Here is a 25,953-nt window from a genome sequence, read left to right on the forward strand (position 1 = left end):
AGCTTATAACTAGCGGGCGATCAATCTTGATTAAGAAAATACCTAAGAGATAGCAACTATGACGGCCTTTGATCCTCAAAACAACCGTTCCTATAGCCAAGACGATATACAAAAAATTTTACAGCTGGCGATCGCCCGTCAAGCTGACGACCAAGATAAAGAGTTTAGCTATGAGCAAATCTTAGAAATTGCCCAGGAGTTAGATATCTCCCCTGAGACTGTAAACTTAGCAGAGAAAGACTGGCGATCGCAACACAACGAAATCCAGCAACGCCAAGCATTTAATACCTACCGTCTCACACGATTTAAAAAACGGTTGGGCAATTACACGATTTTTAATGCTTTTTTAATCTTGGTAGATTTTTTAGGTGGCGGTACTATTTCATGGTCGCTTTACCTATTACTATTCTGTGGTTTAGCCGTTGGGCTTGATGTTTGGAATACTTTTCTCACTCAAGGCGAAGAGTATGAAATGGCTTTCCAACGCTGGAATCGCAAACATCAAATTAAGCAAACTATTAATACTTTTGTTAATAAGTGGTTTAAAGCAATACAGATTTAGTAATTGGACATGGGGAAATGCTGTAAACATCTCCCCTATATGTCTACACCCATAAATGTCTGTCTTATACTTCTTTTGTCAGCACTATATTACTACTATCAGCCTGTAATTTCACCCAGGTAAAGAAGACTATTGCTAACAGTTGAGTAGCTGAAGAAAAGACTATGAGCATAGTAATTGCATGGTCATATAAAACACCCATCAAGGTACTACCTAAGAACCAAGCTAGACCATAACCAGTGCTGAAAATACCGTAGGCTGTGGCGCGTTTGTGCTTGGGAACTATCCCTGCGATCGCTGCTTTTAAAACTGATTCTTGCGCCCCCATACCAATACCCCAAAATGCTATTCCTAAAAGCGCAAGTTGGGTGTTTCCTAAAAATACTAATGGCGCAAATAAAGACGACAGCAAAGCAGCAATAATTAACACAAAAATGCCAATGCGGTCAAAGTAATAGCCAAATATTAATGCTGCTACTGCGTCTACTGCCATCGCCAAGGCATAGAACAGAGGTATGGTTTGCCCAGTCGCAATACCTTGTTTTTGAAAATGAAAAGCAATCAAAGGAAAATCTGCATACCCGGCGGCGATAATTGCCACAGCACCGAGATAAATCCAAAATATACGGGGTAATTTTTCCTCTTTGGGACTCTCTTCAGTTTCTTCTTCAAAATCACTAGGATTAGGATAAATAAATTGCAAAACTCCTAGTACAACTAATCCCAAAACCGCAGGCACAATTAATACTGTAAAACCGTTGCGATATTCTCCCTGAAAATAAACCATCGCCGCCACAGCTAAAGGCCCCATGACAGCACCAGTTTGATCCATTGCTTCATGCAAACCGAAGCCAAAGCCTCTACCAATCTGACTCACGCCGTGGGAAAGTAGCGCATCTCGTGGGGGAGTACGAATAGCTTTACCGGTGCGTTCAACCATCATTAAACCTGCGGCTACTTCCCACCTACCAGCTAAGGCTAACAGTGGTACAACGGCAGTATTCACAAAGTAACCCAAAGTTGTGATTCCCCAATATTTACCTGTTTGGTCGCTGAGATAACCAATTACTAAGCGAAAGCCATAGCCAATCAGTTCTCCAAAACCAGCTACCAAGCCCACCACAGTGCCGCTAGCTCCCAAAACTTCTAAATAAGCCCCCGTGATACTACGCGCTCCTTCATAGGTCGCATCGGCACAGAGGCTAACAAAACCCAATAAAATGACAAACCTTAAAGCGGCTGCTTTCTGTGGCATACTCCATCACATCATTAAAATCGCTTTCATATTGAAGCATAGGATTTTGGGGACTGGGGATAGGGGACTGGGGACTGGGGGAGAAAAACTAATTACAATTACGAATTACGAATTACGAATTACGAATTACGAATTATTTTGACTGTCCATCAAAATCAGGCGGAGGGGATCTAATCGCACATACCAGGGAAAAGGTTGATCTTTGATAGTCACCCATTTCTCTTTGAAGACTTCTGCTTGCAGGTGGTAATCCTGTGAATGATTGGCTGGAGAATTGAGTTTTAAGAACAGTGTGATGCGGTGGGGTGTTTCACTAGTTCGTGTTAACCAGCAAGGAAAGGTATTGGCTTGGATTGGGTCTTTGGTAAATATAATATGATGGGCGCGGATGCCAACATGGCTGATTTCTTGGGGAATTTGTTCCCTCACTTGCAACCGACAACCCCAATCAACTGCTTCTATCTCTTGCGATGAGTGAACGATCGCACCAGAAAAATTCTTACACCCAGTTATTTGGGCTACACTCACAGTAGCTGGATGCTCAAAAATATCATATTTAGAACCATGATGGACGGCTCTACCATGCTCCATCACCAATAAATTAGGGCAAACTCGATAAGCTTCTTCCATATTATGGGTGACAAATAAAGTCACACCTGGATATTCAGCTAGAGTTTTGGTCATTTGCTGTTCTAGTTGACTACGCAGATGTGTATCGAGTGCAGAAAAAGGTTCATCTAAAAGTAAGGCTTCTGGAAGACTTGCTAAGGCTCTGGCTAAAGCTACTCGTTGTTGCTGTCCGCCAGAAAGCTGGTTTGGGTATCGTTCGCCTAATCCGTTTAACTGTATGGCTATCAGTAACTCTTCAATTTGTGATTGCACTTTCCCCTTGGAAATTCCTTTGGGTAAGCCAAAACCGATATTTTGCGCCACTGTCATATTCGGGAATAGAGCATAATTCTGCACTAAAAAACCGACCTGGCGATCGCGGCTAGGTAGATTAATGCCTTTTTCTGAATCAAATAACACTCTGTCATTTAAAACTATACGCCCTTTCGTGGGTGTCTCAATTCCCGCAATACAGCGCAAAATCATACTCTTACCCGCTCCTGAACCCCCCAACAATCCCAAGGGTTGCTCATCAGTATTAAATACCACCTTCAGATTAAAACTCGGCAATCTCTTCTCAATATCCACAAACAATTTCACGTCCCCAGCCACAGGCGACAACACAGAAATTTCCTTTCCCTGTCCCCTGTCCCCTGCCCCCTGCCCCCTGCTCCCTGCACCCTGCCCCCTGCCTCCTGCCCCCTGCCCCCTTCCCCTCAATTCCTGCCAAAAGTTAACAGCAATAATCCCCGATAGCGAGACAATCATAATCGCCAGTGACCAAAACCAAGCCTCATCTGTCGCGCCTGCTTCCACAGCAAAATAAATCGCCATCGGGATTGTCTGGGTTTGTCCGGGAATATTACCAGCTAACATCAACGTTGCACCAAATTCACCCAAGGCGCGGGCAAAAGCCAAAGATGCCCCGGCGACAATCCCAGGGAAGGCTAGGGGCAAACTGATGCGCCAAAAAATTGTAACCTCATTAGCACCAAGGGTTCTGGCTACCTGGAGGAGACTACTATCAATCTGTTCAAACGCCCCCAAAGCAGTTTTATACATTAAAGGGAAGGAGACAACTGTAGCTGCGATCGCTGCCCCATACCAAGTAAATACTATACTTAAATCAAAAGGCTGCATGAGTTTCCCCATCGGGCCATTTTTGCCAAAAAACAGCAGCAACAAAAAGCCGACAACAGTAGGGGGTAAAATCAAGGGAGCTACAAACATCCCCTCAATCAAAGATTTAGCCTTGCCACGATATCCCAACATCCAATAAGCAGCCCCAATTCCCAAAAAGAAAGTAATAAATGTGGCAAATAAGGAGGTTTTGAGGGATATCCAGAGAGGTGAAAAGTCCAGTGGCATGATAATTCTAGACAAGAGTTAATGTGAAAGTGTTGGCTACTCAAAAGAGCCTCATCAAGATTCCTATTTGTTGGTAATTAAAACTATACCAACTTTATACCAATAAAATTGGTATGTAACTATAAATGACTGAATAATGCAGCAAAGCTAGTTTGTAGTAAGGACTTTACTCCTGCTCATCTTTTGGCGTAAAAATATTTGTTTAAAATAATACCAAAGCAGTTATAATTCAGTATTATTGACTACATATTTAACCCAGCTTTTTCAGTACAAGTATGTTTATATTTCTTTCCATAACATTTTCTCAAGTTTCTCCCTCATAACAAAAAATGTATGTTAGGATATGCTCTGAGAATTATATTCGGTTATAGTGTTTGTTTTTAGTATTGACAGGCTTTTCCCTTTTGGTATTTGCAGACCATCTCCGAAATCTAAATCTCTACAAACTGACTGATGATTTTGGAGACATATAAATGTCAATTTATGTAGGCAACCTCTCTTACGACGTTACACAAGACAGCCTGACTGCTGTTTTTGCAGAATATGGTACTGTAAAGCGCGTTCAAATACCTACTGACCGCGAAACAGGTCGTTTACGTGGTTTTGCCTTTGTAGAAATGGATTCTGAAGCGGAAGAAACAGCAGCCATTGATGCTCTTGATGGTGCTGAATGGATGGGTCGTGATTTGAAAGTAAACAAAGCCAGACCCAAAGAAGACAGAGGCGGCTCATTTGGTGGTAATCGCGGCGGCGGCGGTGGCGGCGGCGGCTACAATCGTAACCGCTACTAAGCTCGATAAAATAAATTAAATTGAGTGAATGCTTAAGCTGTGATGCTTGAGCATTTCTTTTTTGGTAGTAGAGGTGCAAATTATTGCGCCTCTACAAACTTATTTTTATCAAAAAGTGAAGGTTCAAAACCGTACTTCTCTCCGAGACGCTGACGCGAACGTCCCGCTCCGCTAACGCCCCTGGTGGGCGAAACAGTCCTTGTATCGCAAGGTAGGTAAAAACCCCACCCCTTGTGGGTGGCTTAGTTTAATTGCGAATTGCGAATTGCGAATTGCGAATTGGTTTTATTCTCTGGCAATCACAATATCATTTGATTTAATGACCGCATAAGCTTCTGCACCTTCAACCAGTCCTAATTCTTCAGCTGACATTTTGGTGATAATAGAGGTTAACTCTACTCTGTGAACAATCTCTAGAGTCACTTCACTATTCACAGCACCAAAGACAACTTTTTTCACCACACCTTTAAGAATATTGCGAGAGCTAACTTTTAAGGATTTTTTAGGAACATTAACTTCTAATTCCAAATTCTGAGTATCTTTTTTTTCTACTTTGTCTTCCTCTGTGGTTGGTAATGATTTTGATAGTGCGGGTTGCTGATGAAGACCACGCACAAGTTCCCTCAAAATCTCAGTTTTAGTACGCTGAGACTGTTGACAGAAGTCTTCTAGAAGTTTGCGCTCGTCTTCCGATGTTTGAAAAGTGATCCATCCTTGTTCTTTTCGTGGCATAATCTTACCAATTTGGTTGGTAAATATCGAATTTATACAGGTACGATCCTACCAAGCCTCAATTCTTGGAGAAGAATCTATCTAAACCTAATTTTCCTATGAAACGAAGACAAATTCTTGCTTTTATTGGTGCGGCAGTTGCTAGCTGTGTGATAGCAGTTGGCTGGCCTTTTATGACACCATCCCCTGTAGTAGCGCAATCTAATGTTAATTTGCTGGTATCGGCGGCTGCCAGTTTGAAAGATGCACTAGAAGAAACTAAACCTCTTTATCAAAAGAATCATCCTAATATTAATATTAGTTATAACTTTGGTGCATCTGGTGCTTTGCAGCAACAGATTGAACAGGGTGCGCCAGCAGATGTGTTTATTTCTGCGGCTAAAAGACAAGTAGATGCTTTAGAGCAGAAAGGGTTGTTGCTTCCAGGTACAGGAGCTATCCTAGCAAAGAATCGCCTCGTTTTGATTGTGCCAAAAAACAAGACTGGCGTTACTAGCTTCTATAATTTGAGAGATGCCAATATCAAGCGGGTTGCGATGGGTGAACCGAGGAGTGTACCCGCAGGACAATACGCTCAACAGGTGTTGCAGAAACTGAAACTATTAGCAGATATCAAGCCAAAACTAGTCTATGGCAATAATGTGCGTCAGGTCTTATCTGTGGTGGAAAGTGGCAATGCAGATGCAGGTCTAGTTTACTCAACTGATGCTAAGATTTCTGACAAAGTAAAGGTTGTAGTAGCTGCTGATGAAAAATACCATTCGCCGATTATTTATCCCCTAGCTGTGGTCAAAAGCAGTAAAAACCCTAATGCAGCTAAGGAGTTTATTCAATTTTTAACTACTGATAATCAAGTCAAGGCGGTACTGCGGAAGTACGGGTTTATTCTGCCTTGAAAGTGCTGAGTTGTGAGTGCTGAGTTGTGAGTTGTGAGTTGTGAGTAATGAGTAATGAGTGCTGTTAGCGCGGCGTTTAGTCGGTTTTGAGTGTTGATACCTCCAATTCCCCATGCTCAATGCTCAATCCTCGATAATGTCACAATGAAGGCAGGTGTTATTTTGAATCTTTGACTATGTATTTAACTTGGTTAGACAGCAACAGTTGGCTGTTGGAAATTGGTCAACATAAAATACTTATAGATCCTTGGTTGGTTGGTTCGCTAACTTTTGCTAACTTAGATTGGCTATTCAAAGGTTCACGGACTAAAGAGCGTCCTATACCAGAGAATATTGATTTAATTGTGCTGTCCCAAGGTTTGGAAGACCATGCTCACCCACCGACACTAAAGCAGCTTGACAGAAATATTCCGGTGGTGGCTTCTCCTAATGCGGCGAAGGTGGTGCAGGAGTTGGGTTATACTTCTGTGACAACTTTGGCGCATGGGGAAACTTACAAGTTAAATCAGCAATTGGAAATTACTGCTGTTCCTGGTTCTCCCATTGGACCAACGTCAATAGAGAACGGTTATGTTTTCAAGGAGTTGGCAACAGATTTAAAGCTATATTATGAGCCTCACGGCTATCATTCTCCCCAACTGAAGCAGTTTGCACCGATAGATGTAGTAATTACCCCTCTGATTGATTTAAGTTTACCTGTGGTGGGGGCGATTATTAGAGGACAACAGAAGGCTTTGGAAGTTGCAGAGTGGTTGCAACCGCAAGTGATGCTTCCTACCGCGTCCCCAGGTGATGTGATGTATGAGGGATTGCTGGTGAAGTTTCTCAAGGCTGTGGGTAGTGGGGATGAAATGCGATCGCAATTAGCAAAACTTCAACTCTCTACTCAGATAATTGAACCACAACCAGGCGATCGCTTTGAAATACCCTTACAACAGCGTCGCTTAACTGTTTAAAGGTGAAGTACCCCTTTTTACTTTCCTGCGGAACGCTAGCGCGAACGCTGAAAAAGGGGCTTCCATGTCAAAATTAATACTAATTTGTGTTTAAGCATAATATTTTTACTGCCTACTCCCAAGCAAAAGTAAGTAGAACGACTTGAAAAAACCAAACTATGTAAAGTAATGTAAAAAAAATTGCATTTAGTTCGTAGTAAGGACTTTAGTCCTCTCATAAGGACTAAAGTCCTTACTACAAACCTTTAATTATTTACACCGTTCTACTTATCAAAGAAATTTTAATATTACTCAGATTTTCCTCATTTTTCAATTTTAAATTAGATTATCTAGTAGTTAATACTGCATATAAATACATTTGGATTATAAAATTAGATTCAATAAATTTACTTAAATGCTTCAAGTATGGTAAAAACATATACTTCAAACAAGCCTCAGTATAATCAAAACCAACAGCAATATCATATATCTACAGAGTGTAAAATCTCAATGTTTAACGCTATATCTGACGCGATTTTTGTGAAAAATCGTCAACATAGATTGATATTAGTTAATGATGCCTATTGTCAGTTAATGGGATATAGTCGGGAAGAATTAATTGGTAAAACTTATGATAATTTTCTGCCAGAAATAGAAGCTGATATATTACGGAAAAACGACGAATTAATTTTTACACAACATATTAATTCAGAACAGGAAGAAAAGTTGACTGATGCTTATGGCATGACACACTGGGTAGTCACTAAAAAATGTTTATTTCAGGATAAAGCAAACAATAAATTTCTGGTTGGTACTATTCATAACATTACAAAATATAAGCAAATATCAGATGAACTCCACGCTTCCAAACAGCTATTACAAGCCGTAATGGATGGTATTCCCCAAGGGATTTTTTGGAAAAACCGTGATTCTGTATATTCAGGCTGTAACCAAAAATTTGCTGAGGTAGTAGGGATAAGTTCCCCCAGTGAAATTATAAATAAAAGCGACTACGAACTACCTTGGATCACAGAAGAGGCTGATTCGTTTCAGAGATGTGTACGCCTAGCCTGTGCAAAAGACTTGCAGTCATTGATGTATTCTCATACTGCCGAATCTGAGATTGTCGAGTGTCAACAGCCAGTCGATGGCAGACCATTGTGGTTAGAAACTAATAAAATCCCCCTCAAAGATACTGAAGGTAATGTTGTAGGAATTTTGGGGACAGTCCAAGATATTACTATACGTAAACAAGCAGAAGTGGCATTAACTGAAAAAGCATCTTTAGCAGCTTTTCGGGTGGAGATAAATCATGCAATCACCCAAAGTTACAATTTACAAACAACTCTCAAGTGCTGTACCGATGCAATGGTACAGCACCTAAATGCTGCCTTTGCCCGCATTTGGACACTGAACGAACTAGAAAACGTGCTGGAACTCCAGGCTAGTTCGGGAATGTATACTCATATTGATGGCGCACATGGTCGTGTTCCCGTGGGTATGTTCAAAATCGGATTAATTGCCCAAGAACGCCAACCTCACCTGACAAATGAAGTTTTAACAGACCCCCGCGTAGGTGATAAAGCCTGGGCAAAACAGCAGGGTATGGTTGCTTTTGCCGGATATCCTCTAATTTTGGATGGTAATTTGATTGGTGTAATGGCGATGTTTTCTCGTCAAGCTTTGCCAGAATCAGTTCTAGACGCATTAAATTTAGCTGCTAATGAAGTGGCTTTGGGCATTAAGCGTATACAGACTAAACAAGCTTTACAAGCAAGTGAAAGCAAGTATCGCAACTTGGTAGAAACCTCACAAGATGTGATTTGGTCAATAGATGCTCAAGGATACTGGACATTTGTAAATCCAGCCGTGAAAAACATCTATGGTTATGAGCCAGAAGAAATGATTGGTCGTCATTATAGTGAATTTGCGCCATCAGAAAAACTTCATAATGACCTAGATATTTTCCCCCGCCTATTAGCAGGAGAGTCATTATCTCAATATGAAACCGTTGTGTTAGCAAAAGATGGTAGTACGCTAAATCTACTATGTAATGCGATCGCCATCAAAGATGAAAACGGCAGTATTATAGGTATAACTGGTACAGCAACTAACATCACTGAAATTAAACAAGCCGAAGCAGCTATGCAACGGACTAATGCTGTACTGAAAGCACAACAAGAGGCTTCTATTGATAGTATTTTGGTGATTGACGAAAACCGCAACATCGCCTCATACAATCAGTGCTTTCGTCAATTATGGCAGATTCCTGGGGAGTTAATGAACACTGGTTGCGATCGCCAAATTTTAGGATGGGTATTAAACCAACTGGAAAACCCAGAGGAATTTTTAGCTAAGGTAGAGTATCTATATGAACATCCAGAAGAACGTAGTCATAATGAAATAAAGTTAAAGTCGGGAAAGATATTTGAGCGATATTCAGCACCTGTATATTCTAGTGCAGGAGACTATTACGGCAGAATTTGGTATTTCCGTGATATTACTGAACGCAACCAAGCAGAAGTAGCCTTGCGGGACTCAGAAGCCCAACTCCGCCAACAAGCGCGACAACTTAAGCAAGCACTCCAAGAATTACAACATACCCAAACTCAGTTAATTCAAAGTGAAAAAATGTCTAGTTTGGGTCAACTAGTTGCAGGGGTAGCACATGAAATTAACAACCCCGTCAATTTTATTTATGGCAATCTCAATTGCATTAATGATTACACACAAGAGTTACTTTTATTATTGCAACTCTACCAAAAAAATTATCCCTCCCCTGTCAAAGAAATTGAGGATTTCACAGATTTTATTGAACTAGAATTTTTAATATCAGATTTACCGCGAATGCTAAAATCTGTCAAACATGGAGCAGAACGTATCCGAGACATTGTGTTGTCTTTACGAACTTTCTCCCGTTTAGATGAAGCCGAGATGAAAGCTGTTAATATCCATGATGGTATTGATAGCACTTTGATGATTCTACAAAGTCGCCTCAAAGAAAACCATCAACACCCAAAAATTCAGATAATTAAAGAGTACGGTGAGTTCCCTTTAGTTGAATGTTATGCTGGGCAGCTAAACCAAGTGTTTATGAATATTCTGGCTAATGCAATTGATGCTTTGGAAGAGTCAAGCATCAAAAATACTGCACAATTAGCTATAGACGATGAAATTTTAAATCAACCACAAATTCATATTCGCACGCAACTAATAGAGTCAAATCAAGTCAAAATCAGCATTACAGATAATGGGTTAGGGATACCAGAAGCATTCAAACAGCAAATATTTGATCCTTTCTTTACTACTAAAGATATAGGGAAAGGTACAGGTCTGGGGTTAGCAATCAGTTACCAAATTATTACAGTAAAACATGGTGGTTCTTTGGAATGTTGCTCAACCCCAGGAGAAGGGAGTGAGTTTGTCATCACCATCCCTTTAAATCAACATAAGTAGAACGGCGTAAATAATTAAAGGTTTGTAGTAAGGACTTTAGTCCTTATTTTTTACATTACTTAACATAGTTTGGTTTTTTCAAGTCGTTCTACTTATTTCTCCTGGTAATTTGTAACCATAAAAAGATAATCTATGATTGATGTAGAAAAAGCATACTCTGACAGAGAAGCAAGCTACAACATGACAAAGAAACAGAATTTTCAAACATCCTCTAATGTTTATTTTCTAATTTCTGTCTGAGCCGTGACCGTTCTAATCGATTTAAGACACGAGAAATTAATTCCGGTTCTACAATTGGTTTCTTGATGTAGTCATCGCCTCCTACTGCGTAAACTTGATAGAGAATTTCTATATCTGTATGAGCCGAGAGAAACAGCACAGGTAAGGGACTCCACAGATGGTCATTACGTACTGCTTGACAAATTTCTATACCATTGAAATATGGCATCTCTATATCTAAAATCAACAGTTCAGGTCTAGTAGACTCTAATACCTCCCAGAATTTTTGAGGACTTGATAATGTTGTTACTTGTAGTCCCCAAGGTGATAGTAAACTACTAACCTGATTGAGGATTGTTAGATCATCATCTACGATGAGAATTTTAGTATTAGTTGTGATGGTATTTTGATTGAGTGCTGTGTGGACAGCAGTCAGCACTTCAGCCCCAGACATGGTTTTTTGTAGGAAGCTATGCGCTCCTAAACGTGCGGCTTCTATCCGCTTAGATAATTGATTGTTGCTAGTAAAAACCAAAACAGGAATTTCCGGTTGATTCTGACTCAGTTCTGCTAAAAAGGTTAAACCACTTTCATTGTCATCAGCAAAAGATAAATCTAATAAAACAACATCAGGGCAATTTAAGGCTATTAAAGTTCTGGCTGTTTTGGGATTTGCTGCGACCTCTACGTGAAAACCCCAAGCTACGGCCTCTAGTCGAAGTCGTTCAGTTAATACCCTGTCATCATCAATAATTAGCAGTCGGGCTGATGTCATGGTAGATGGCTGAGGTGTGACAGGTGAAAAAGGTTGTTGCTGCAATGTTTGTTTGAGTAATTTGACTAACTCTGCCAACTGCACAGATGTATCCTGCGATGACAGAGTGTGTTTTTCTAATAAATACTCCATCTCCCGTGCTATTTTTGAACCTTCGGGGTAGCCATAACACCCTAACGAACCTGCTAGGCGGTGTGCTTCCATTTGGGCTTGTTGAATGATTTGCTCTTCTGGGATGACACTTGCTAATTGAACAATTGCCAATTCTAATACCTGAAATTTTTCTCCCAAGCTTTTCAGTAATTCTTCCCGCATCTCTGCTACTATCGCCATAATATTGGCTTCAGCTTGGCGTTTTTTGACTAAATCAGAACTAGAAATTGTTTGAATATGCAGTGTGGATTTTTCTTCTTGCTTGAGCCGATAACCTAAACCATAAACGGTTTCAATCAAATCTGCGGTCATGCCTATTGCTTTTAACTTTTGCCGCAAACCCTTAATTTGGGTTGTCACAGCTTCTTCTCCAGGAAATTCCCCAGATGACCAAATTCTGTCTAGCAATACACTTCTACTAAATATTCTGTGGGGATTTTGCAGAAAAATTTCTAATAACCCATACTCTTTAGGAGTCAGGTGCAGACGCTGATGTGCATAATTGACTTCTTTGGTATTGGTATCTAACTGTAACTTTTCCCAGGTGAGAACTGTTGTTAAAATAGCTCTACTACGGCGCAGTAATGCCCGAATGCGTGCCATGAGTTCTGAGACATCAAAAGGTTTAACAATATAGTCATCTGCACCAGCTTCTAAACTGGTGACGCGCATATTGGTGTCTTCCTTGTCCGTCAGCATGAGAATGGGGCTTTGATACCTGTCTTGTCGCAGTTGGCGACAAATTTTAATTCCATCTAATATGGGCAGCATTACATCTAAAATCAACAAGTCATAATTAAATGTTTTTGCTAACTCCAGTCCAGTTTGACCATCTTTGGCTATCTTTATTTGGTAATTAAAAGTTGAAAGTGCTTCTAAAAGTAATGAAATTGTATGTTCGTCATCTTGTACCAACAGAATTTTCACTTTATATATTCCGGTTTTTTAGTATAAATTTTAACTTTAATTTAAATATTAACTCATCAAAGTTAGCATACAGAACCCCAGTTTCTTGAAGAAACCGGGGTTCTGTATGCCTAAATTACGGGTGTAGGGTTGTAGGGTAAAAAAACTAGAACTCCACCCCTCTAAGAGGCAGCGAGGAAGGGGCTATTATATACCTCATGTGATTAGGAAACGCTATCGTACTTATGCTGAGAACCTCCGGCTTCTAGCCGGGGGATGAAAGCTAATTGTCTAATAAATTAGACAACATGATAAAATCAAATAGCGTGAATATAGGATGAAAAACTCCGTAACAAAAACGTATTCACGCATTTCACCTAACATTCAAGTAGCCATACAACTAGATTTAATCTAGTCGAGGTGGGTAGGGCATTTTGACAGTGCCAAAGCTAATTGAGTTATTTAACAATCAATTAGTAAACGTTGCGGAGAGGGTCTTTCAGACCCCGTAGCAACATCAGTTTAGAATCCTCCTGACTTCCAGTCGGAGGAGATGTCAAATATACACCTATGTTTAAAACAAATCAAAGGATGGCCAATTGGTGACTTTGCTTTTAATTTGCCACATAAGTTTATCGAAGTCACTGCCGAAGCCTGATTTTTTACTGCGAGTATTAACTAGCACTGCCCAAGAGAACCCATCGTTAGTATTAACCATCAATGCTTGCTCTCCTGGTAAACTGCCGCCATGCCAATGGTTGTTGGACTTGTTCACAGACCATCCTTTGGCGTAACCAGAGTTGACACTTGAGCCTTGATACATAGTAGCGATCGCACTAGCACTAAGAATATCAGGTTTAGGATTTAAACCATCTACCCGCACAGACAAACGAACTAAATCAATCGGTTTAGCAATCCAGCCGCCGTGGGCATCCATGCGTGCTACTTTCATCCCATAGGGATTTTCGTCATTTTGACCGTAATAGGTAACTTCGTCGGCTTTTTTCTGGGCTAGGGTATCGCCGCTAATTTGCACATCGGTGACACCGGATGGCTTGAGGATATTAGTTTTCACATAATTTTCGTAGGTTTGTCCTGTGACTTTTTCAATTACTCGCCCCAAAACACAATAGCCAAAATTAGAGTAAGCATATTTAGTTCCAGGCGCGTCATCTAAAGGACGGTTATCTAATACCCAACTAATCAATTGAGTTTGATTCATTGAGGGATTAGAAAACATCGGGTCATTACTACTGTTAGACCAACCGCCAGCTAAATGGCTGAGTAAATGTTCTAGGGTGATTTTATCGATATTGGTCTTATAGGGTGTTGTGCCGTAGGTAGTGCCTAAAATGCCACCTTGACCGAAAATGCGATCGCTTAATTTTAGCTTGCCTTGCTCCACCAGTTTCATAATTGCGATCGCAGTGATGGGTTTTGACACACTAGCAATGCGGAAACGGTGACGGGGTGCGACTCTTTCTTTTGTAGATTTGTCAGCCAAGCCGTAGGTTTTAGCTAATACCAAGCGACCATCTTTAGCTATTGCTAAGGAAAGACCAGGAACATCATAATTTTGCATAAACTGAGCCACAGTTTGATCAATAGCTTGCAGTTCTGAAGACTTATAACCGTTTTTGCTTTCCCAGATGGCTGCATATCTGTCTTCACCATTGACAGTGTAACCATTTACCGACACCGGACGATAGCCTTGATAAAAGTAGCGTTCAAATTCGTCTTGATATTCTTGGGAATTCATCCCATGACGCGCTACCCAAGCACCACTACCAGATTTTTCCCAAAGGGCTGCATATCTATCTTGACCGTTGAGGCTATAACCACTGACTTTAATTAAGCGGTAGCCTTGAGATGTGAACTTGTTAAATTCACTTTGATATTGCGCGGAAGTCATTCTGTGACGTGCTACCCAAGCCGGCGCATTGGCTGTTTTTTCAAAGATGACAGCATACAAGTCTTGATTGCCCACAGTGTAACCGCTAACGTCTACAGGACGATAATCTTGGGCTGTATATTTATTAAATTCACTTTGATATTGTGCCGAAGTTAACCCGTGACGCGCCACCCATGCGGGTGCATTAGCTGTTTTCTCAAAGATGACAGCATAGCGGTCTTGATTACCGACAGCATAACCACTTACCTGCACCGGACGATAACCTTGGGCGGTGTATTTGTTAAACTCACTTTGATATTGTGCCGAAGTTAACCCGTGACGCGCCACCCATGCGGGTGCATTAGCTGCTTTCTCAAAGATGACAGCATAGCGGTCTTGATTACCCACAGTGTAACCACTTACCACCACCGGACGATAACCTTGAGCAGTGTATTTATTAAACTCACTTTGATATCGTGCCGAAGTTAACCCATGACGCGCCACCCATGCAGATGATGCTGCTACTGCTACTGAGTGCTGATTGGGTAATAAATCACCCAATACTATTGCGGCTGAACTCATCCCCATCAACTGCATAAAGCGACGACGGCTTTTTATAGACAAAACCATATTGAATATCTCCTGAAATAAATCATTTATACGTAAAGCCTGATCATAAAAGCTTGTCTACTATACAGGCTATTTAGTAGAAACTACTGAAAGTTTAATCATTGAATTCTATCTCTGAATATTTATATGGCGTAAGTCCAAGATTTATGCAGTTGTAAATTTAACAGTTGAGTAGATACAGCAGAAATAATTAGAGAACTTCCGACACAGGCGAGATGTTAGGTAAAGAATTAGCCGATAAACTGGTGCGATCGCTCTGCGGTAGAAAATAATAAGTTGAAAATAATACCAATCATCGTGTCTCTACTCCCCACTCACAAACAGCATGGCAGATCAAACTCAACCTCTAGACTCATTTCGGGCTTTAGCATTGCAAGTTACTTGTCACGCCGTCAATCAAGCAAGCGATCGCCAGGAGGTCAGCGTACTAATGCAAAAAACTATCACCCGCCTGACAAAGCAAATCGCCGCGAGTCTTGCATTTATTGGTTCTGATTGTCGGTTAATTGTCTTACCAGAATATTTCCTCACGGGTTTCCCGATGGGGGAATCTGTGGAAGCCTGGGCAAATAAAGCTTGTATAGAAATTAATGGTTATGAGTATGAATTACTCAGTAAAATTGCTCAAAAATATAATATATTTTTAGCTGGAAACGCCTATGAACTCGACCCCAATTTTCCGGGGTTATACTTTCAAACCTGCTTTGTCATCGATCCAAGTGGTGTAGTTGTCTTGCGTTATCGGCGGCTAAATTCTATGTTTGCGCCTACACCCCATGATGTCTGGGATAAATACCTGGATTGCTACGGCTTAGAGGGAGTTTTCCCCGTAGCAAAAACTGCGATCGGTAACTTAGCGGCTTTGGCATCAGAAGAAATTTTATACCCAGAATTAGCGCGGTGTTTAGCCATGCGTGGGGCGGAAATTTTCTTACATTCCACCTCCGAAGTTTATAGTAAAAATCTCACCCCTAAAGACGCAGCTAAAATCACCCGCGCCGTCGAGAATATGGCTTATGTAGTCTCAGCCAACACCGCCGGACTAGCTGATAGTCCTATACCCATCGGTTCAGTAGATGGTGGCTCAAAAATTATCGATCATCGCGGCATAATATTAGCCGAAACAGGCGCAGGGGAGAGTATGGCAGCCTTTGCAGAGATAGATTTAGTAGCATTAAGACGCGATCGCCACCGTCCAGGGTTAAATAATATACTTTCCCGTCAGCGATTTGAACTATACGCCCAAAGTTACACCCAATCAACATTTTATCCAGCCAACACCATGTTAAACCAACCAGTAGACCGCAAGCATTTTATGGAAACTCAGCAGAAAACCATTGAACGCCTCAGTGAGTTAGGAATAATTTAAAAGATAGGGATTTGGAGAATAATGAAAAGTGCTGTTAGCGGTAGCGCGGCGTTTAGCCGGTTCCGTTAGCGGTAGCGCGGCTTTTAGTCGGTGCTGAGTTGGTAAAAAATTACGAATTACGAATTAATAAAATGACAAATCCTATAGAAGTACGTAATCCTCGCACGGGGAAATTTGACTATGTGATTATTCCGCCGCCGCCTCGGTTGCTAGCACAACAATGTAACCGGGTGCGGAGGGCGCAAACTCATTGGTATCAGTTGGGTGTAGAAGGTAGAATTGCAGCCTTACAGGAATGGAAGCAAGCGATATTATCTACACGCCAACAACTCACAGACGCGTTGGTAAATGATACCGGCAGATTATCTATATCTATATTAGAAATAGATTCTTTCTTAAGCAGCATTGACCGTTGGTGTGATTTAGCACCAGATTTACTGCAAGAATCCGCTAAAAATACCAGCATTCCCTTTATCGCCCTGCAACAAGCCTCTGTACCTTACTCTGTAGTTGGGGTAATTAGTTCGTGGAATTTTCCCTTGTTGCTATCGATGATTGATGCTATCCCGGCGTTGCTGGCGGGTTGTGCTGTTGTTGTGAAACCTAGTACAACTACACCTCGTTTTGTTGCACCTTTATTGACAACACTGAATAATATTACTCATCTACGGGATGTCTTAATTTTTATTGAGGGAACAGGCGAAACGGGGACAGCTTTAATTGATTATGTAGATTTAATTTGTTTTACAGGTAGTGTCGCCACAGGGCGAAAAGTGGGAGAAGCCGCAGCTAAACGCTTTATACCTGCGTTTTTAGAATTGGGAGGCAAAGATCCCGCGATCGTTTTAGAATCAGCAAATGTAGACTTAGCCACCTCAGCTATTTTATGGGGTGCAGTCGTTAACACTGGTCAGTCATGTGTGTCTATTGAAAGAATTTACGTTGCTGAAGCCATATTTGAAGAGTTTTATCATCAACTAATAGCCAAAGCACATCGTCTTCAGCTAGCCTACCCCACCCTAGAAAGTGGGCAAATTGGGCCAATTATTGCCGAAAGACAAGCCGCAGTCATCAGTGACCATCTCTCGGATGCAGTAGAAAAGGGTGCAGTCATTCACTGCGGCGGTAAAGTTGAGGAATTAGGCGGTGGTTGGTGGTGTCGTCCCACGGTGTTAACCCAAGTCAATCATTCCATGAAAGTGATGACCGAAGAAACTTTCGGCCCTATTATGCCTGTAATGCCATTTCCCAGTGTGGAAGAAGCATTATACTTAGCTAACGATTCCATTTATGGACTAAGTGCAGCCGTGTTTGCTGGTTCAGAAGAGGAAGCCTTAGCCGTTGGTCGGCAAATCAATGCTGGTGCTATTAGTATTAATGATGCGGCTTTAACTGCCATGATGCACGAGGGAGAGAAAAACGCCTTCAAATTTTCAGGACTGGGTGGTTCACGCATGGGTACAGCAGCAATAAAGCGATTTCTGCGAAAACAGGCATTTTTAATTAAAACTAATTCTGTCAATGACCCCTGGTGGTTTGATCATACGTAATAACTCATTTTAAGCAATAGCCCAAGTCATTCAAAAAATCACATAGGATTGCTATAGTTAATCGATAGGAGTCGCATCATGCCTAACATCCGTGAAGGAATGCCTGTACTCGTCCGTCATGAAGGTGATTGGATTGGTACATATACTGTAGTTGATACATCAGGAAAAATTATTGACCAGCATGAATCCCATTTAACTTGTCAATTTCCCGACAATAGCCCCTATCCCTACTACCAAATTAACCGTTATAAGTGGGCTGATGGTAAACAAGAAGAACATCAATTTCCTGGCACATATCATGATCAAGCCCTTTGGTTTGATACAGAACGGGTTCAAGGAAAAGCTTGGGAGATAGATGAATCTACCATAATTTTGTGCTTTTCTTACAAAACAGTACCAGAAATATCTTTATCGGAAATGATTTATATTAGTCCAGATAATAACCATCGCGCCCGCACTTGGCATTGGTTTAAAAATCATCAAATATACCAACGTACTCTAATTCAGGAAGAAAGACTAAAATAAGAAGCTACTATTTTCAGCATTAAATGTAGGTTGGGTTAAGCGCAGCGCAACCCAACATGAATCTCGGAAACCCGCATGGATATGGGTGTTGGGTCTACCTTACGTCAACTCAACCTACAATTTTTGCTAATAGAAACTCAAAGTATTTGAACCCGCGCAGGCGGGTTTTGCTTGTATAGTCGCGACTTCCATTCGCATGGGTACAAAATATCAGTTATAATTTCAAGTCGCAACTTGAAAAGGTAGACTTATGGCAAAAGGTGACAAAATAAACTTTTCTACTCCTAGTGGCTTTCCTGAATTTCTGCCCAGTGAAAAACGCTTAGAATTATATTTATTAGATACCATCCGTAGAGTTTACGAAAGCTATGGATTCACACCTATTGAAACTCCCGCAATCGAACGTTTAGAAGTATTGCAAGCTAAAGGTAATCAAGGGGACAATATTATTTATGGTATAGACCCTATCTTACCGCCAAATCGCCAAGCTGAAAAAGATAAATCAGGGGAAACAGGTTCAGAAGCAAGGGCTTTAAAGTTTGACCAAACTGTGCCTTTAGCGGCGTATATTGCTCGTCACCTCAACGAATTAACCTTTCCCTTTGCCCGTTACCAAATGGATGTAGTTTTTCGAGGGGAAAGGGCAAAAGATGGTAGGTTTCGTCAGTTTCGTCAGTGTGATATTGATGTTGTGGCGCGGCGTGAACTCAGTTTGTTATATGATGCCCAAATGCCTGCAATCATCACAGAAATATTTGAGGCAATTAATATTGGTGACTTTGTAATTCGCATCAATAACCGCAAAGTTTTAACGGGATTTTTTCAATCTTTAGAAATATCAGAAACTCAAATTAAATCTTGTGTTGGTATTATCGATAATCTCGAAAAAATTGGGGAAGCTAAAGTTAAACTAGAGTTAGAGAAAGAAGGGATTAATCCAGAACAGACACAAAAGATTATCGATTTTGTCAAAATTGATGGTGATATTGATGAAGTGTTAAATAAACTTAAGAAGCTCTCTCAAACCTTGCCAGAATGTGAACAATTTAGTTTAGGTGTTAGCGAATTAGAAACAGTAATTGCCGGGGTGCGGAATCTGGGAGTGCCGGATAAACGTTTTTGTATTGATTTAGCGATCGCTCGTGGTCTAAACTACTATACAGGCACAGTTTACGAAACCACCCTGATCGGGCATGAGGCTTTAGGTAGTATCTGTTCTGGTGGCAGATATGAAGAATTAGTAGGGATGTTCTTGGGTGAGAAAATGCCAGGAGTGGGTATTTCCATTGGGTTAACTCGCTTAATTAGTCGTCTGCTAAAAGCTGGTATTCTCAAAACCTTACCTGCAACGCCAACACAGGTAGTAGTAGTGAATATGCAAGAAGACTTAATGCCAACTTATCTAAAAGTTTCCCAACAGTTACGCCAAGCTGGTATTAATGTTGTGACTAACTTTGATAAGCGTCCTTTGGGTAAACAATTTCAAGCAGCAGATAAACAAGGTATTCGTTTTTGTGTAATTATTGGTGCTGATGAAGCCGCAGCAGAAAAATCATCCCTCAAGGATTTGCAAACAGGCGAACAAATAGAAGTAGCTTTAGATAATTTAGCAGAGGAAATAAAACTCAGACTTATGTAAATCATAAATTTATCAGGGTGCTATGAATAAACCAATCAAACGAGCTTTTTTAGATACAGAAGATGGGCAAATCCTTTATAGATTGGGCGGTGAGGGAGAACCTCTATTTTTGCTGCATCAGAACTTCAGAAGTAGCGATGAATTCCGCGAGTTAATGCCAATCTTTGCTCAAAAAAGACTAGTCATCGCTATGGATTTTTTAGGACTAGGAGATTCTGATAAACCGCCGAGAATGTATTCAATTGAGGACTATGCAAAAACTGTTATTTTGCTGATGGACGAATTAGGAATAGAAACTACTAGTATTCTTGGAAATCATACAGGTGCTTGCGTAGCAGCAGAAGTAGCAGCAGCTTATTCTGGGAGAGTTAAAAAAATTATCTTATGCAACATAGATAACTTTAGTGAAGAGGGAAAAGCTGCTTTATCGCATAAATTTGCAAATCTTAAGATAAACTCTGACGGTTCTCATCTCATACAAAGATGGTTAGCAAGAGCAAATTATATAGGTTCTGCTGAGTTAAATCATCGTTGGGTTTTAGATGATTTAAAATGTTTCGGCTATCCTTGGTATGCACCTTTGGCTGTTATCGATTACTGCCAAAGAATGGAAGAAAGGTTACGTTTAGTAAAAGCTCCAACTCTCATATTGTCTGGTACAGAAGATGTAAAACAGTTAGAAAGACTCGGTTTTGCTAATGCAGACAATAGAGAATTCATTGTAAGATCAATTCCTCATGCCAAAATGATTGATATTCAAGGTGGTACTATCTGCATGATGAACCAAATACCTGAAGAAATATCAAAGATAGCAATTGAATTTCTAGATGAAAAATCAGTTGATTTCAGGTAGAAAATATATAAGGGAGAATATGAAGTGGAGAACGAACAAAATAGCGATTTTAATCACGCAGATAAACACAAAATTAATGATTTTCTCTCTGTATTTTCTGTAAAAGAAGATTGGGGTGGAGATGGTACAGGACGTTTGAATTTATCAGGAAGAAGAGTAGCGATATCTAAAGAGTATATACCTCGCAAGTATCATTTTTTTAATACAAATGCTGTGCCTGAAGAAGAAGGATGGCGAATCAATGGAATGCCAGATTATACACTACCAGGCAAACGAAGATTGCTGACTTGGCATGACTGCGGTGCATCTACTTCTAGGGTAGTGCTACCACCACAATTTGAAGCGCCACCTGGTATCTTTACAGCCGATTTGGAAATTTTTATTCTTGCTGGTAAGATTCAAATTGGTGAATGGAGACTAGATAAACATTCTTATTCCTTTATTCCCGCAGGGTTGAAAGTAGAATACTGGAAAGTTTTAGGTGAAGAGGAAGTAGAGATCCTTTGGATGGAAAATGGGCCTGTTCCACTTCAATACCAATATGCAGAAACAAATTATCCAGATGCTAGATTAAGTGAATACATTCCAGTATTAGATAGCAAATTGTTGCCTTGGGGTAAAACAGAGACAGTTCAATTTGAAGTAGCAAAAAAGAAGTTTTTAAGGAAACATAATAACGGTGGTGGAACTTGGCTACTTGCTATCTTGCCACATTATGATGGTCACTATGGAATGATTCAGCAATATAATGAAGAAGCATATGCTATAGCTGGATATTGTGATATAGGAAATTATCAGTTTGCAAAAGATCACCTAGGTTACTGTCCCAGTAATAGCACTTTCCCTAGACATAGAACTGTTGATGGGGGTTTATTTTTTGTCAGAGTTGATAGAGATTTATCAAAAGTTAGTACAGTTTTGTCCTATGCAAATGGGGATTAATCTACCGTCTTTTTAAATAACGCCCACAAGGTGAACCTAAAACTTGTGCATTGTCATAAATCAAATTTCCCCGCAAAAAGGTACTCTTAACTCTTCCTGTTAACTCCATTCCTGCAAAGGGGGTTTAACCTTGTTGTGATTCTGATTCAGCAGCTTTAACCACAAAGCTTTCATCGGGGTCAACTAACACCAAATCAGCATCGTAACCAATAGCAATATCACCTTTAGTTAATAACCCAAAACGCCGTGACGGATTCCAAGATAGTAATTTAGCCATGTGGTTATAAGACATTTCCCGCTTACTACCTTCACTGAATACACCCGAAAGTAAATATTCTGTACCACCAAAACCAGACTTGGCTAACCAAATATTATTCGGGTATTTTGCACTGATTTTTTGTTCCGCAGCACAGCAAGCATGGTCACTAACTATCCAATCTACTTGATGGTTGAGTACCGCTTGCCATAAGTATTCCACATCAACACGGGGACGAATAGGGGGGTTAACTTTTGCCCAAGTCCCATTAGGGGTATCAACATCTAATAGTAAATGCCCAACAGTAACTTCTCGCCGAAAATTAATATGAGGAAAAGCAGTTTGCATAGTTAAAGCTGCTTCCATTGCTTTACGGGAACTCAGATGCAATAAATTATATTAAGTATGGTTTGGCGCATCAGTTGGAGTGGGATAAGGCTTTATGAGTGTTTTTAACGCAGAGTGGCGCGGAGGTTTTTTTTGAGGGTGTTTGAAGATGCAAAGTTATAGGAAGTTGGTTGCTAAACGTCTGGATAAGGATTTTAGTTCGGCTGTGGAGGTTGTGGAAGTTGGTTTTGGTGCAGTGGGGAAAGAGGAGGTTTTGATTTGTAATAAGTTTGCGGGGGTGAATGCGGGGTTTGATACTTTACTCTGTCGGGGTGAAGTTCCTTATGTGAATTTAATTCCACCTTTTGATTTGGGTGTGGAAGCGGTGGGGGAAGTGGTGGCGGTGGGTGCAAATGTCTCTGATTTTCAGGTGGGTGATGCTGTTATCACTACTTTACGGGGTGGGGGTTATCGGGAATATCAGGTGATAGATGCTAGTTTGGGGGTGAAGGTACGGGAAGCAACGCCGGAAGTTCTTAACCTTGTCCCGACGGGTGTATCCGCTTTGGTGGCTTTAGAACAAGTAGGGGAGATGCAACGCGATGAGGTGGTTTTGGTGACGGCTGCGGCTGGTGGTACTGGCCATATTGCGGTGCAATTGGCGAAGTTAGCAGGTAATCATGTGATTGGGACTTGTAGTTCTGAGGCGAAGGGGAAGTTATTAAGGGAATTGGGCTGCGATCGCATTATCAATTATCATAGAGAAAATCTCCATCAAGTCCTCAAGCATGAGTACCCCAAGGGGATTAACTTAATTTTTGAGTGTGTGGGTAAACAGATTTTTGATACCTGCGTTGATAACTTAGCTATTCGGGGACGGTTGGTTAATATTGGCTACATTTCTGAGTATGCTAAAGATGTAGAACGGGTGATGCAACCGCGCATTTATCACCAACTATTTTGGAAGGCGGCTTCCGTGCGGGGGTTTCTCATGCCGCACTATAAAGAATATATCCCAGAAGCATGCGATCGCCTGTTAAATCTTTTCTATTCAGGCAAACTCAAAGTATCTGTTGACTCCACCCCATTCCACGGTCTAGAATCTATACCCACGGCGGTAGAATATCTGCTAAGTGGTCAAAATTGTGGCAAAGTAGTTGTCAGGTTTTAGTATTGTAAATACATGACACAAAATGCGGAAAATACTTTAAAAGTTGCTCACCAAGCATTTGAGCATTTTACCCACGGTTTAGCCACGGGGGAATGGCAAGCATTTCTGGATATGCTGACAGATGATTTTACTTTTTGGTTTCCGGTAGGTAAGTTCCACGGGTTCAATCAAGGTAAAGAACGCGCCAAGGAGTTTTTTGAATATGTCTGTGCATCCTTCCAACCAGGAATCAAACTAGTATCTCTAGACCACATTACCAGTAACGAGACTACTGTAGTCTTTGAATTTCGGGATGAAGGACTTTTGTTAGGACAACCTTACAAAAATCGGATAGCCGTTTCCTTTGATGTGCGAGAAGACAAAATTTGTAGCTATCGAGAATACTTTGGTAGCGATGGTAAATCTTACTAAAACCGATTTACCAAGTTTAATTATTTTGAGCTTTTAATGCTTGAATTTCTTTGCATTTAACTTCAGCCGCTTTATAAGCTTCTAAATATTCTTTCCCTCCCAACATGACATCACCATAATAATCGTAAGGTGCATCACCGTAGATAGGTAATGGATCATCTTCTGGATAATCTTCTTTTGATTCTTCTATCACAGCTTTTAACTTTTTCATACTCAAGCTTTGGGCTGCAAAATACCACATCTCTTGGGAGTTTTTGGGCAAGTACGGTAGAGTCGGATCGATGATTTTATCCTCTATTTCAATCCAACTGTGTTCTATGGGCTTGTGTGGCTTACCCCAACACACTAAAAATCCTTGCACATATTTAGCTCCCTCTGTCGCCAATGCTGCTTTATAAGCATTATTAAAGGGCTTTTTAGCTTTGCTTTTGATGCTTTCCGCAATTTTTATGGAAAGTTCTTCATCCAATGTTTTGTTCATTTACGGATGGTATTGAGAACAGCGACTTTAATATGGTATCACTTTCACACAACACGAAGCTTGAATTTTACAGATAAATTCTTAATGCTTGTTGCACATTTGGCTATTTATATGTTATCCGCAAAATTAAAAACTAAGTTTATCAATAAAATGGAGCTAAGCGGAATCGAACCGCTGACCCCTTCAATGCCATTGAAGTGCTCTACCAACTGAGCTATAACCCCAGACCCTTATATAGCAAGTCTTTCAGCTTCCTGATTAACTCTACAACAGTGCCTCCACTTGTATTTAGTATGCAAGTTTATGCAAGTTTAGTCAAGACAACTGGATTAAGAAATGTTAAATCAGCAGAAAACCTAGTCAGATTCCCCAGGAAGGTGGGTATAATTTGTTTAACGTTAGATACTACCTGAAAGGAAAAACAATAGACTATCCTTCTCCCTGGAGCTTAACCTGGAGGTCTCTTGAATTAATTCTTTAGCTTGATTAAATGTTAAGAAATCCTCCACAAAGGTATCTCCTTCTTCCTCTGAAAGAATAAGGGAATACTCAATGATAAACTTATATTTATTTTTCAATTTCTCCCAAGCAGAGAAAATATTTTTATAATTAAATATTAAAACTAAATCAAGGGCATTGATATATCTGCCTATAATTTTACCTCTTTTATCTGTAGGGATAGCAAAGTGAATAGGATATAAATAATGATTTTTATCAGTAAAGAATTCTGTAAATTCACTAGCAAGGGAAATAGATTTTAACATATTAATTATAAAATTTATTTTAGGGGATTTAATTATAGAAGACTGGACAATAGATTAATTACCCAGTCTTCTCTCAATGTCTCTTAAAGCAGGCATAACATCTTCCTTTATAAGGCTCTTGACCTCTCCAACTTTGTCCAGGATATCTTTATGATCCTTGACATACTTATCATGGTTAAGGTCTAGCTCTTTTGATACTTGATGGATGCTAGTAGCTAGGGAAGTTAGGGATTCTGTACTCTTATCAATTCTCTCTAGAAACTTAACAATAAAGGTTCCTAGCCCCAGCCACTTTGCCATTAGTACGCTAGATATTAAAGATATGAGGATTCCCAGCCCTATTCCTCCACTTTGAATTAGTATTTGTTCTACTACTCTATCCTGCACATTAGGAGATATATTAATTTGAGTTTTGGGCGTAGTTGTTTGATTATTCTCTTGTAACATAATTTTATAGAAAAAACCTAGATTAATGTTTTCTAGGTTT

Annotated in this window: 21 protein-coding genes, 1 tRNA gene and 1 pseudogene; 13 read left to right on the top strand and 10 right to left on the bottom strand. The window is 40.3% G+C overall.

All coding sequences use genetic code 11. The features are described 5' to 3' along the window. The first annotated feature begins 58 nt into the window (after window positions 1–58). Window positions 59–562: a 2TM domain-containing protein gene (locus L6494_RS06340; protein ID WP_237992622.1), complete on the top strand. Its 504-nt coding sequence runs from the start codon at window positions 59–61 to the stop codon at window positions 560–562. Between the two features lie 64 nt (window positions 563–626). On the opposite strand, the gene L6494_RS06345 is transcribed toward L6494_RS06340, so the two are convergent. Beyond that, complete coding sequence (locus L6494_RS06345) at window positions 627–1,817, bottom strand: MFS transporter (RefSeq protein WP_237992624.1); 1,191 nt, start codon at window positions 1,815–1,817, stop codon at window positions 627–629. Window positions 1,818–1,943: 126 nt separating this feature from the next. Further along, the gene (gene modB, locus L6494_RS06350) at window positions 1,944–3,794 is read right to left on the bottom strand and encodes a molybdate ABC transporter permease subunit (protein WP_237992636.1); all 1,851 of its coding nucleotides are present in this window, start codon (window positions 3,792–3,794) and stop codon (window positions 1,944–1,946) included. A gap of 473 nt (window positions 3,795–4,267) precedes the next feature. Between modB and L6494_RS06355 the strand changes: the two genes are divergently transcribed. After that, a complete protein-coding gene (locus L6494_RS06355) occupies window positions 4,268–4,585 on the top strand; it encodes an RNA recognition motif domain-containing protein (RefSeq protein ID WP_237992638.1) in 318 nt (105 codons plus the stop codon). Between the two features lie 285 nt (window positions 4,586–4,870). Here L6494_RS06355 and L6494_RS06360 read toward each other — a convergent pair whose 3' ends face one another. Beyond that, window positions 4,871–5,317, bottom strand: coding sequence for a TOBE domain-containing protein (locus L6494_RS06360; protein WP_237992640.1), 447 nt, complete (start codon window positions 5,315–5,317; stop codon window positions 4,871–4,873). A 98-nt stretch (window positions 5,318–5,415) separates the two neighbouring features. Here L6494_RS06360 and modA point away from each other — a divergent pair, with 98 nt between their 5' ends. The 3 genes from modA to L6494_RS06375 all read left to right on the top strand — a co-directional run bounded on the left by modA (window position 5,416) and on the right by L6494_RS06375 (window position 10,604). Next, window positions 5,416–6,213, top strand: coding sequence for a molybdate ABC transporter substrate-binding protein (gene modA, locus L6494_RS06365; protein WP_237992642.1), 798 nt, complete (start codon window positions 5,416–5,418; stop codon window positions 6,211–6,213). 176 nt (window positions 6,214–6,389) lie between these two features. Continuing rightward, complete coding sequence (locus tag L6494_RS06370; protein ID WP_237992644.1) at window positions 6,390–7,169, top strand: MBL fold metallo-hydrolase; 780 nt, start codon at window positions 6,390–6,392, stop codon at window positions 7,167–7,169. 489 nt (window positions 7,170–7,658) lie between these two features. Then, a complete protein-coding gene (locus L6494_RS06375; protein ID WP_237992646.1) occupies window positions 7,659–10,604 on the top strand; it encodes a PAS domain S-box protein in 2,946 nt (981 codons plus the stop codon). 211 nt (window positions 10,605–10,815) lie between these two features. Here the strand turns inward: L6494_RS06375 and L6494_RS06380 are convergent, their stop codons facing one another. Both L6494_RS06380 and L6494_RS06385 read right to left on the bottom strand, forming a co-directional pair. Beyond that, window positions 10,816–12,678 carry a response regulator gene (locus L6494_RS06380; protein WP_237992655.1) on the bottom strand — a complete coding sequence of 621 codons (1,863 nt, stop codon included), beginning with the start codon at window positions 12,676–12,678 and terminating at the stop codon, window positions 10,816–10,818. Window positions 12,679–13,231: 553 nt separating this feature from the next. After that, window positions 13,232–15,178 carry a serine hydrolase gene (locus L6494_RS06385; RefSeq protein ID WP_237992657.1) on the bottom strand — a complete coding sequence of 649 codons (1,947 nt, stop codon included), beginning with the start codon at window positions 15,176–15,178 and terminating at the stop codon, window positions 13,232–13,234. A 325-nt stretch (window positions 15,179–15,503) separates the two neighbouring features. Between L6494_RS06385 and L6494_RS06390 the strand changes: the two genes are divergently transcribed. The 6 genes from L6494_RS06390 (at window position 15,504) to L6494_RS06415 (ending at window position 22,056) form a co-directional block, all read left to right on the top strand. Next, a complete protein-coding gene (locus tag L6494_RS06390) occupies window positions 15,504–16,547 on the top strand; it encodes a nitrilase-related carbon-nitrogen hydrolase (RefSeq protein ID WP_237992659.1) in 1,044 nt (347 codons plus the stop codon). 131 nt (window positions 16,548–16,678) lie between these two features. Then, window positions 16,679–18,097 carry an aldehyde dehydrogenase family protein gene (locus L6494_RS06395; RefSeq protein ID WP_237992661.1) on the top strand — a complete coding sequence of 473 codons (1,419 nt, stop codon included), beginning with the start codon at window positions 16,679–16,681 and terminating at the stop codon, window positions 18,095–18,097. Between the two features lie 78 nt (window positions 18,098–18,175). Further along, window positions 18,176–18,622: a DUF3598 family protein gene (locus L6494_RS06400; RefSeq protein WP_237992663.1), complete on the top strand. Its 447-nt coding sequence runs from the start codon at window positions 18,176–18,178 to the stop codon at window positions 18,620–18,622. A 250-nt stretch (window positions 18,623–18,872) separates the two neighbouring features. After that, complete coding sequence (hisS, locus tag L6494_RS06405) at window positions 18,873–20,261, top strand: histidine--tRNA ligase (RefSeq protein ID WP_237992665.1); 1,389 nt, start codon at window positions 18,873–18,875, stop codon at window positions 20,259–20,261. Between the two features lie 22 nt (window positions 20,262–20,283). Further along, a complete protein-coding gene (locus tag L6494_RS06410) occupies window positions 20,284–21,114 on the top strand; it encodes an alpha/beta fold hydrolase (protein WP_237992667.1) in 831 nt (276 codons plus the stop codon). Between the two features lie 24 nt (window positions 21,115–21,138). After that, on the top strand, window positions 21,139–22,056 hold the full coding sequence (locus L6494_RS06415; RefSeq protein ID WP_237992670.1) for a DUF4437 domain-containing protein: 918 nt from the start codon (window positions 21,139–21,141) through the stop codon (window positions 22,054–22,056). 1 nt (window position 22,057) lies between these two features. Here the strand turns inward: L6494_RS06415 and L6494_RS06420 are convergent. Next, window positions 22,058–22,708: pseudogene (locus L6494_RS06420) on the bottom strand (amidohydrolase family protein); the annotation flags it as partial. Window positions 22,709–22,808: 100 nt separating this feature from the next. Between L6494_RS06420 and L6494_RS06425 the strand changes: the two are divergent. Continuing rightward, a complete protein-coding gene (locus L6494_RS06425) occupies window positions 22,809–23,810 on the top strand; it encodes a zinc-binding dehydrogenase (RefSeq protein ID WP_442946983.1) in 1,002 nt (333 codons plus the stop codon). A gap of 12 nt (window positions 23,811–23,822) precedes the next feature. Continuing rightward, window positions 23,823–24,221 (top strand): nuclear transport factor 2 family protein, encoded by a 399-nt coding sequence (locus L6494_RS06430; RefSeq protein ID WP_237992674.1) that lies wholly within the window; start codon window positions 23,823–23,825, stop codon window positions 24,219–24,221. A gap of 16 nt (window positions 24,222–24,237) precedes the next feature. Here L6494_RS06430 and L6494_RS06435 read toward each other — a convergent pair whose 3' ends face one another. The 4 genes from L6494_RS06435 to L6494_RS06450 all read right to left on the bottom strand — a co-directional run bounded on the left by L6494_RS06435 (window position 24,238) and on the right by L6494_RS06450 (window position 25,913). Next, window positions 24,238–24,702 (bottom strand): hypothetical protein, encoded by a 465-nt coding sequence (locus L6494_RS06435; protein WP_237992677.1) that lies wholly within the window; start codon window positions 24,700–24,702, stop codon window positions 24,238–24,240. A gap of 151 nt (window positions 24,703–24,853) precedes the next feature. After that, window positions 24,854–24,926, bottom strand: a tRNA-Ala gene (locus tag L6494_RS06440). 174 nt (window positions 24,927–25,100) lie between these two features. Beyond that, window positions 25,101–25,466, bottom strand: a complete 366-nt coding sequence (locus L6494_RS06445; RefSeq protein WP_237992679.1) for a hypothetical protein — start codon at window positions 25,464–25,466, stop codon at window positions 25,101–25,103. 54 nt (window positions 25,467–25,520) lie between these two features. Beyond that, window positions 25,521–25,913 (bottom strand): hypothetical protein, encoded by a 393-nt coding sequence (locus L6494_RS06450; protein WP_237992681.1) that lies wholly within the window; start codon window positions 25,911–25,913, stop codon window positions 25,521–25,523. Window positions 25,914–25,953 lie beyond the last annotated feature (40 nt).

Origin of the sequence: Nostoc sp. UHCC 0870 (assembly GCF_022063185.1) — a bacterium.
Lineage (GTDB): Bacteria > Cyanobacteriota > Cyanobacteriia > Cyanobacteriales > Nostocaceae > Trichormus.

What these genes read in the sequence shown, in the direction of transcription:
- L6494_RS06340 (WP_237992622.1), top strand. Translation starts at nt 59, where the DNA reads ATGACGGCCTTTGATCCTCAAAACAACCGTTCCTATAGCCAAGACGAT.
- L6494_RS06345 (WP_237992624.1), bottom strand. Translation starts at nt 1,817, where the DNA reads ATGCCACAGAAAGCAGCCGCTTTAAGGTTTGTCATTTTATTGGGTTTT.
- modB (WP_237992636.1), bottom strand. Translation starts at nt 3,794, where the DNA reads ATGCCACTGGACTTTTCACCTCTCTGGATATCCCTCAAAACCTCCTTA.
- L6494_RS06355 (WP_237992638.1), top strand. Translation starts at nt 4,268, where the DNA reads ATGTCAATTTATGTAGGCAACCTCTCTTACGACGTTACACAAGACAGC.
- L6494_RS06360 (WP_237992640.1), bottom strand. Translation starts at nt 5,317, where the DNA reads ATGCCACGAAAAGAACAAGGATGGATCACTTTTCAAACATCGGAAGAC.
- modA (WP_237992642.1), top strand. Translation starts at nt 5,416, where the DNA reads ATGAAACGAAGACAAATTCTTGCTTTTATTGGTGCGGCAGTTGCTAGC.
- L6494_RS06370 (WP_237992644.1), top strand. Translation starts at nt 6,390, where the DNA reads ATGTATTTAACTTGGTTAGACAGCAACAGTTGGCTGTTGGAAATTGGT.
- L6494_RS06375 (WP_237992646.1), top strand. Translation starts at nt 7,659, where the DNA reads ATGTTTAACGCTATATCTGACGCGATTTTTGTGAAAAATCGTCAACAT.
- L6494_RS06385 (WP_237992657.1), bottom strand. Translation starts at nt 15,178, where the DNA reads ATGGTTTTGTCTATAAAAAGCCGTCGTCGCTTTATGCAGTTGATGGGG.
- L6494_RS06390 (WP_237992659.1), top strand. Translation starts at nt 15,504, where the DNA reads ATGGCAGATCAAACTCAACCTCTAGACTCATTTCGGGCTTTAGCATTG.
- L6494_RS06395 (WP_237992661.1), top strand. Translation starts at nt 16,679, where the DNA reads ATGACAAATCCTATAGAAGTACGTAATCCTCGCACGGGGAAATTTGAC.
- L6494_RS06400 (WP_237992663.1), top strand. Translation starts at nt 18,176, where the DNA reads ATGCCTAACATCCGTGAAGGAATGCCTGTACTCGTCCGTCATGAAGGT.
- hisS (WP_237992665.1), top strand. Translation starts at nt 18,873, where the DNA reads ATGGCAAAAGGTGACAAAATAAACTTTTCTACTCCTAGTGGCTTTCCT.
- L6494_RS06410 (WP_237992667.1), top strand. Translation starts at nt 20,284, where the DNA reads ATGAATAAACCAATCAAACGAGCTTTTTTAGATACAGAAGATGGGCAA.
- L6494_RS06425 (WP_442946983.1), top strand. Translation starts at nt 22,809, where the DNA reads ATGCAAAGTTATAGGAAGTTGGTTGCTAAACGTCTGGATAAGGATTTT.
- L6494_RS06430 (WP_237992674.1), top strand. Translation starts at nt 23,823, where the DNA reads ATGACACAAAATGCGGAAAATACTTTAAAAGTTGCTCACCAAGCATTT.
- L6494_RS06435 (WP_237992677.1), bottom strand. Translation starts at nt 24,702, where the DNA reads ATGAACAAAACATTGGATGAAGAACTTTCCATAAAAATTGCGGAAAGC.
- L6494_RS06445 (WP_237992679.1), bottom strand. Translation starts at nt 25,466, where the DNA reads ATGTTAAAATCTATTTCCCTTGCTAGTGAATTTACAGAATTCTTTACT.
- L6494_RS06450 (WP_237992681.1), bottom strand. Translation starts at nt 25,913, where the DNA reads ATGTTACAAGAGAATAATCAAACAACTACGCCCAAAACTCAAATTAAT.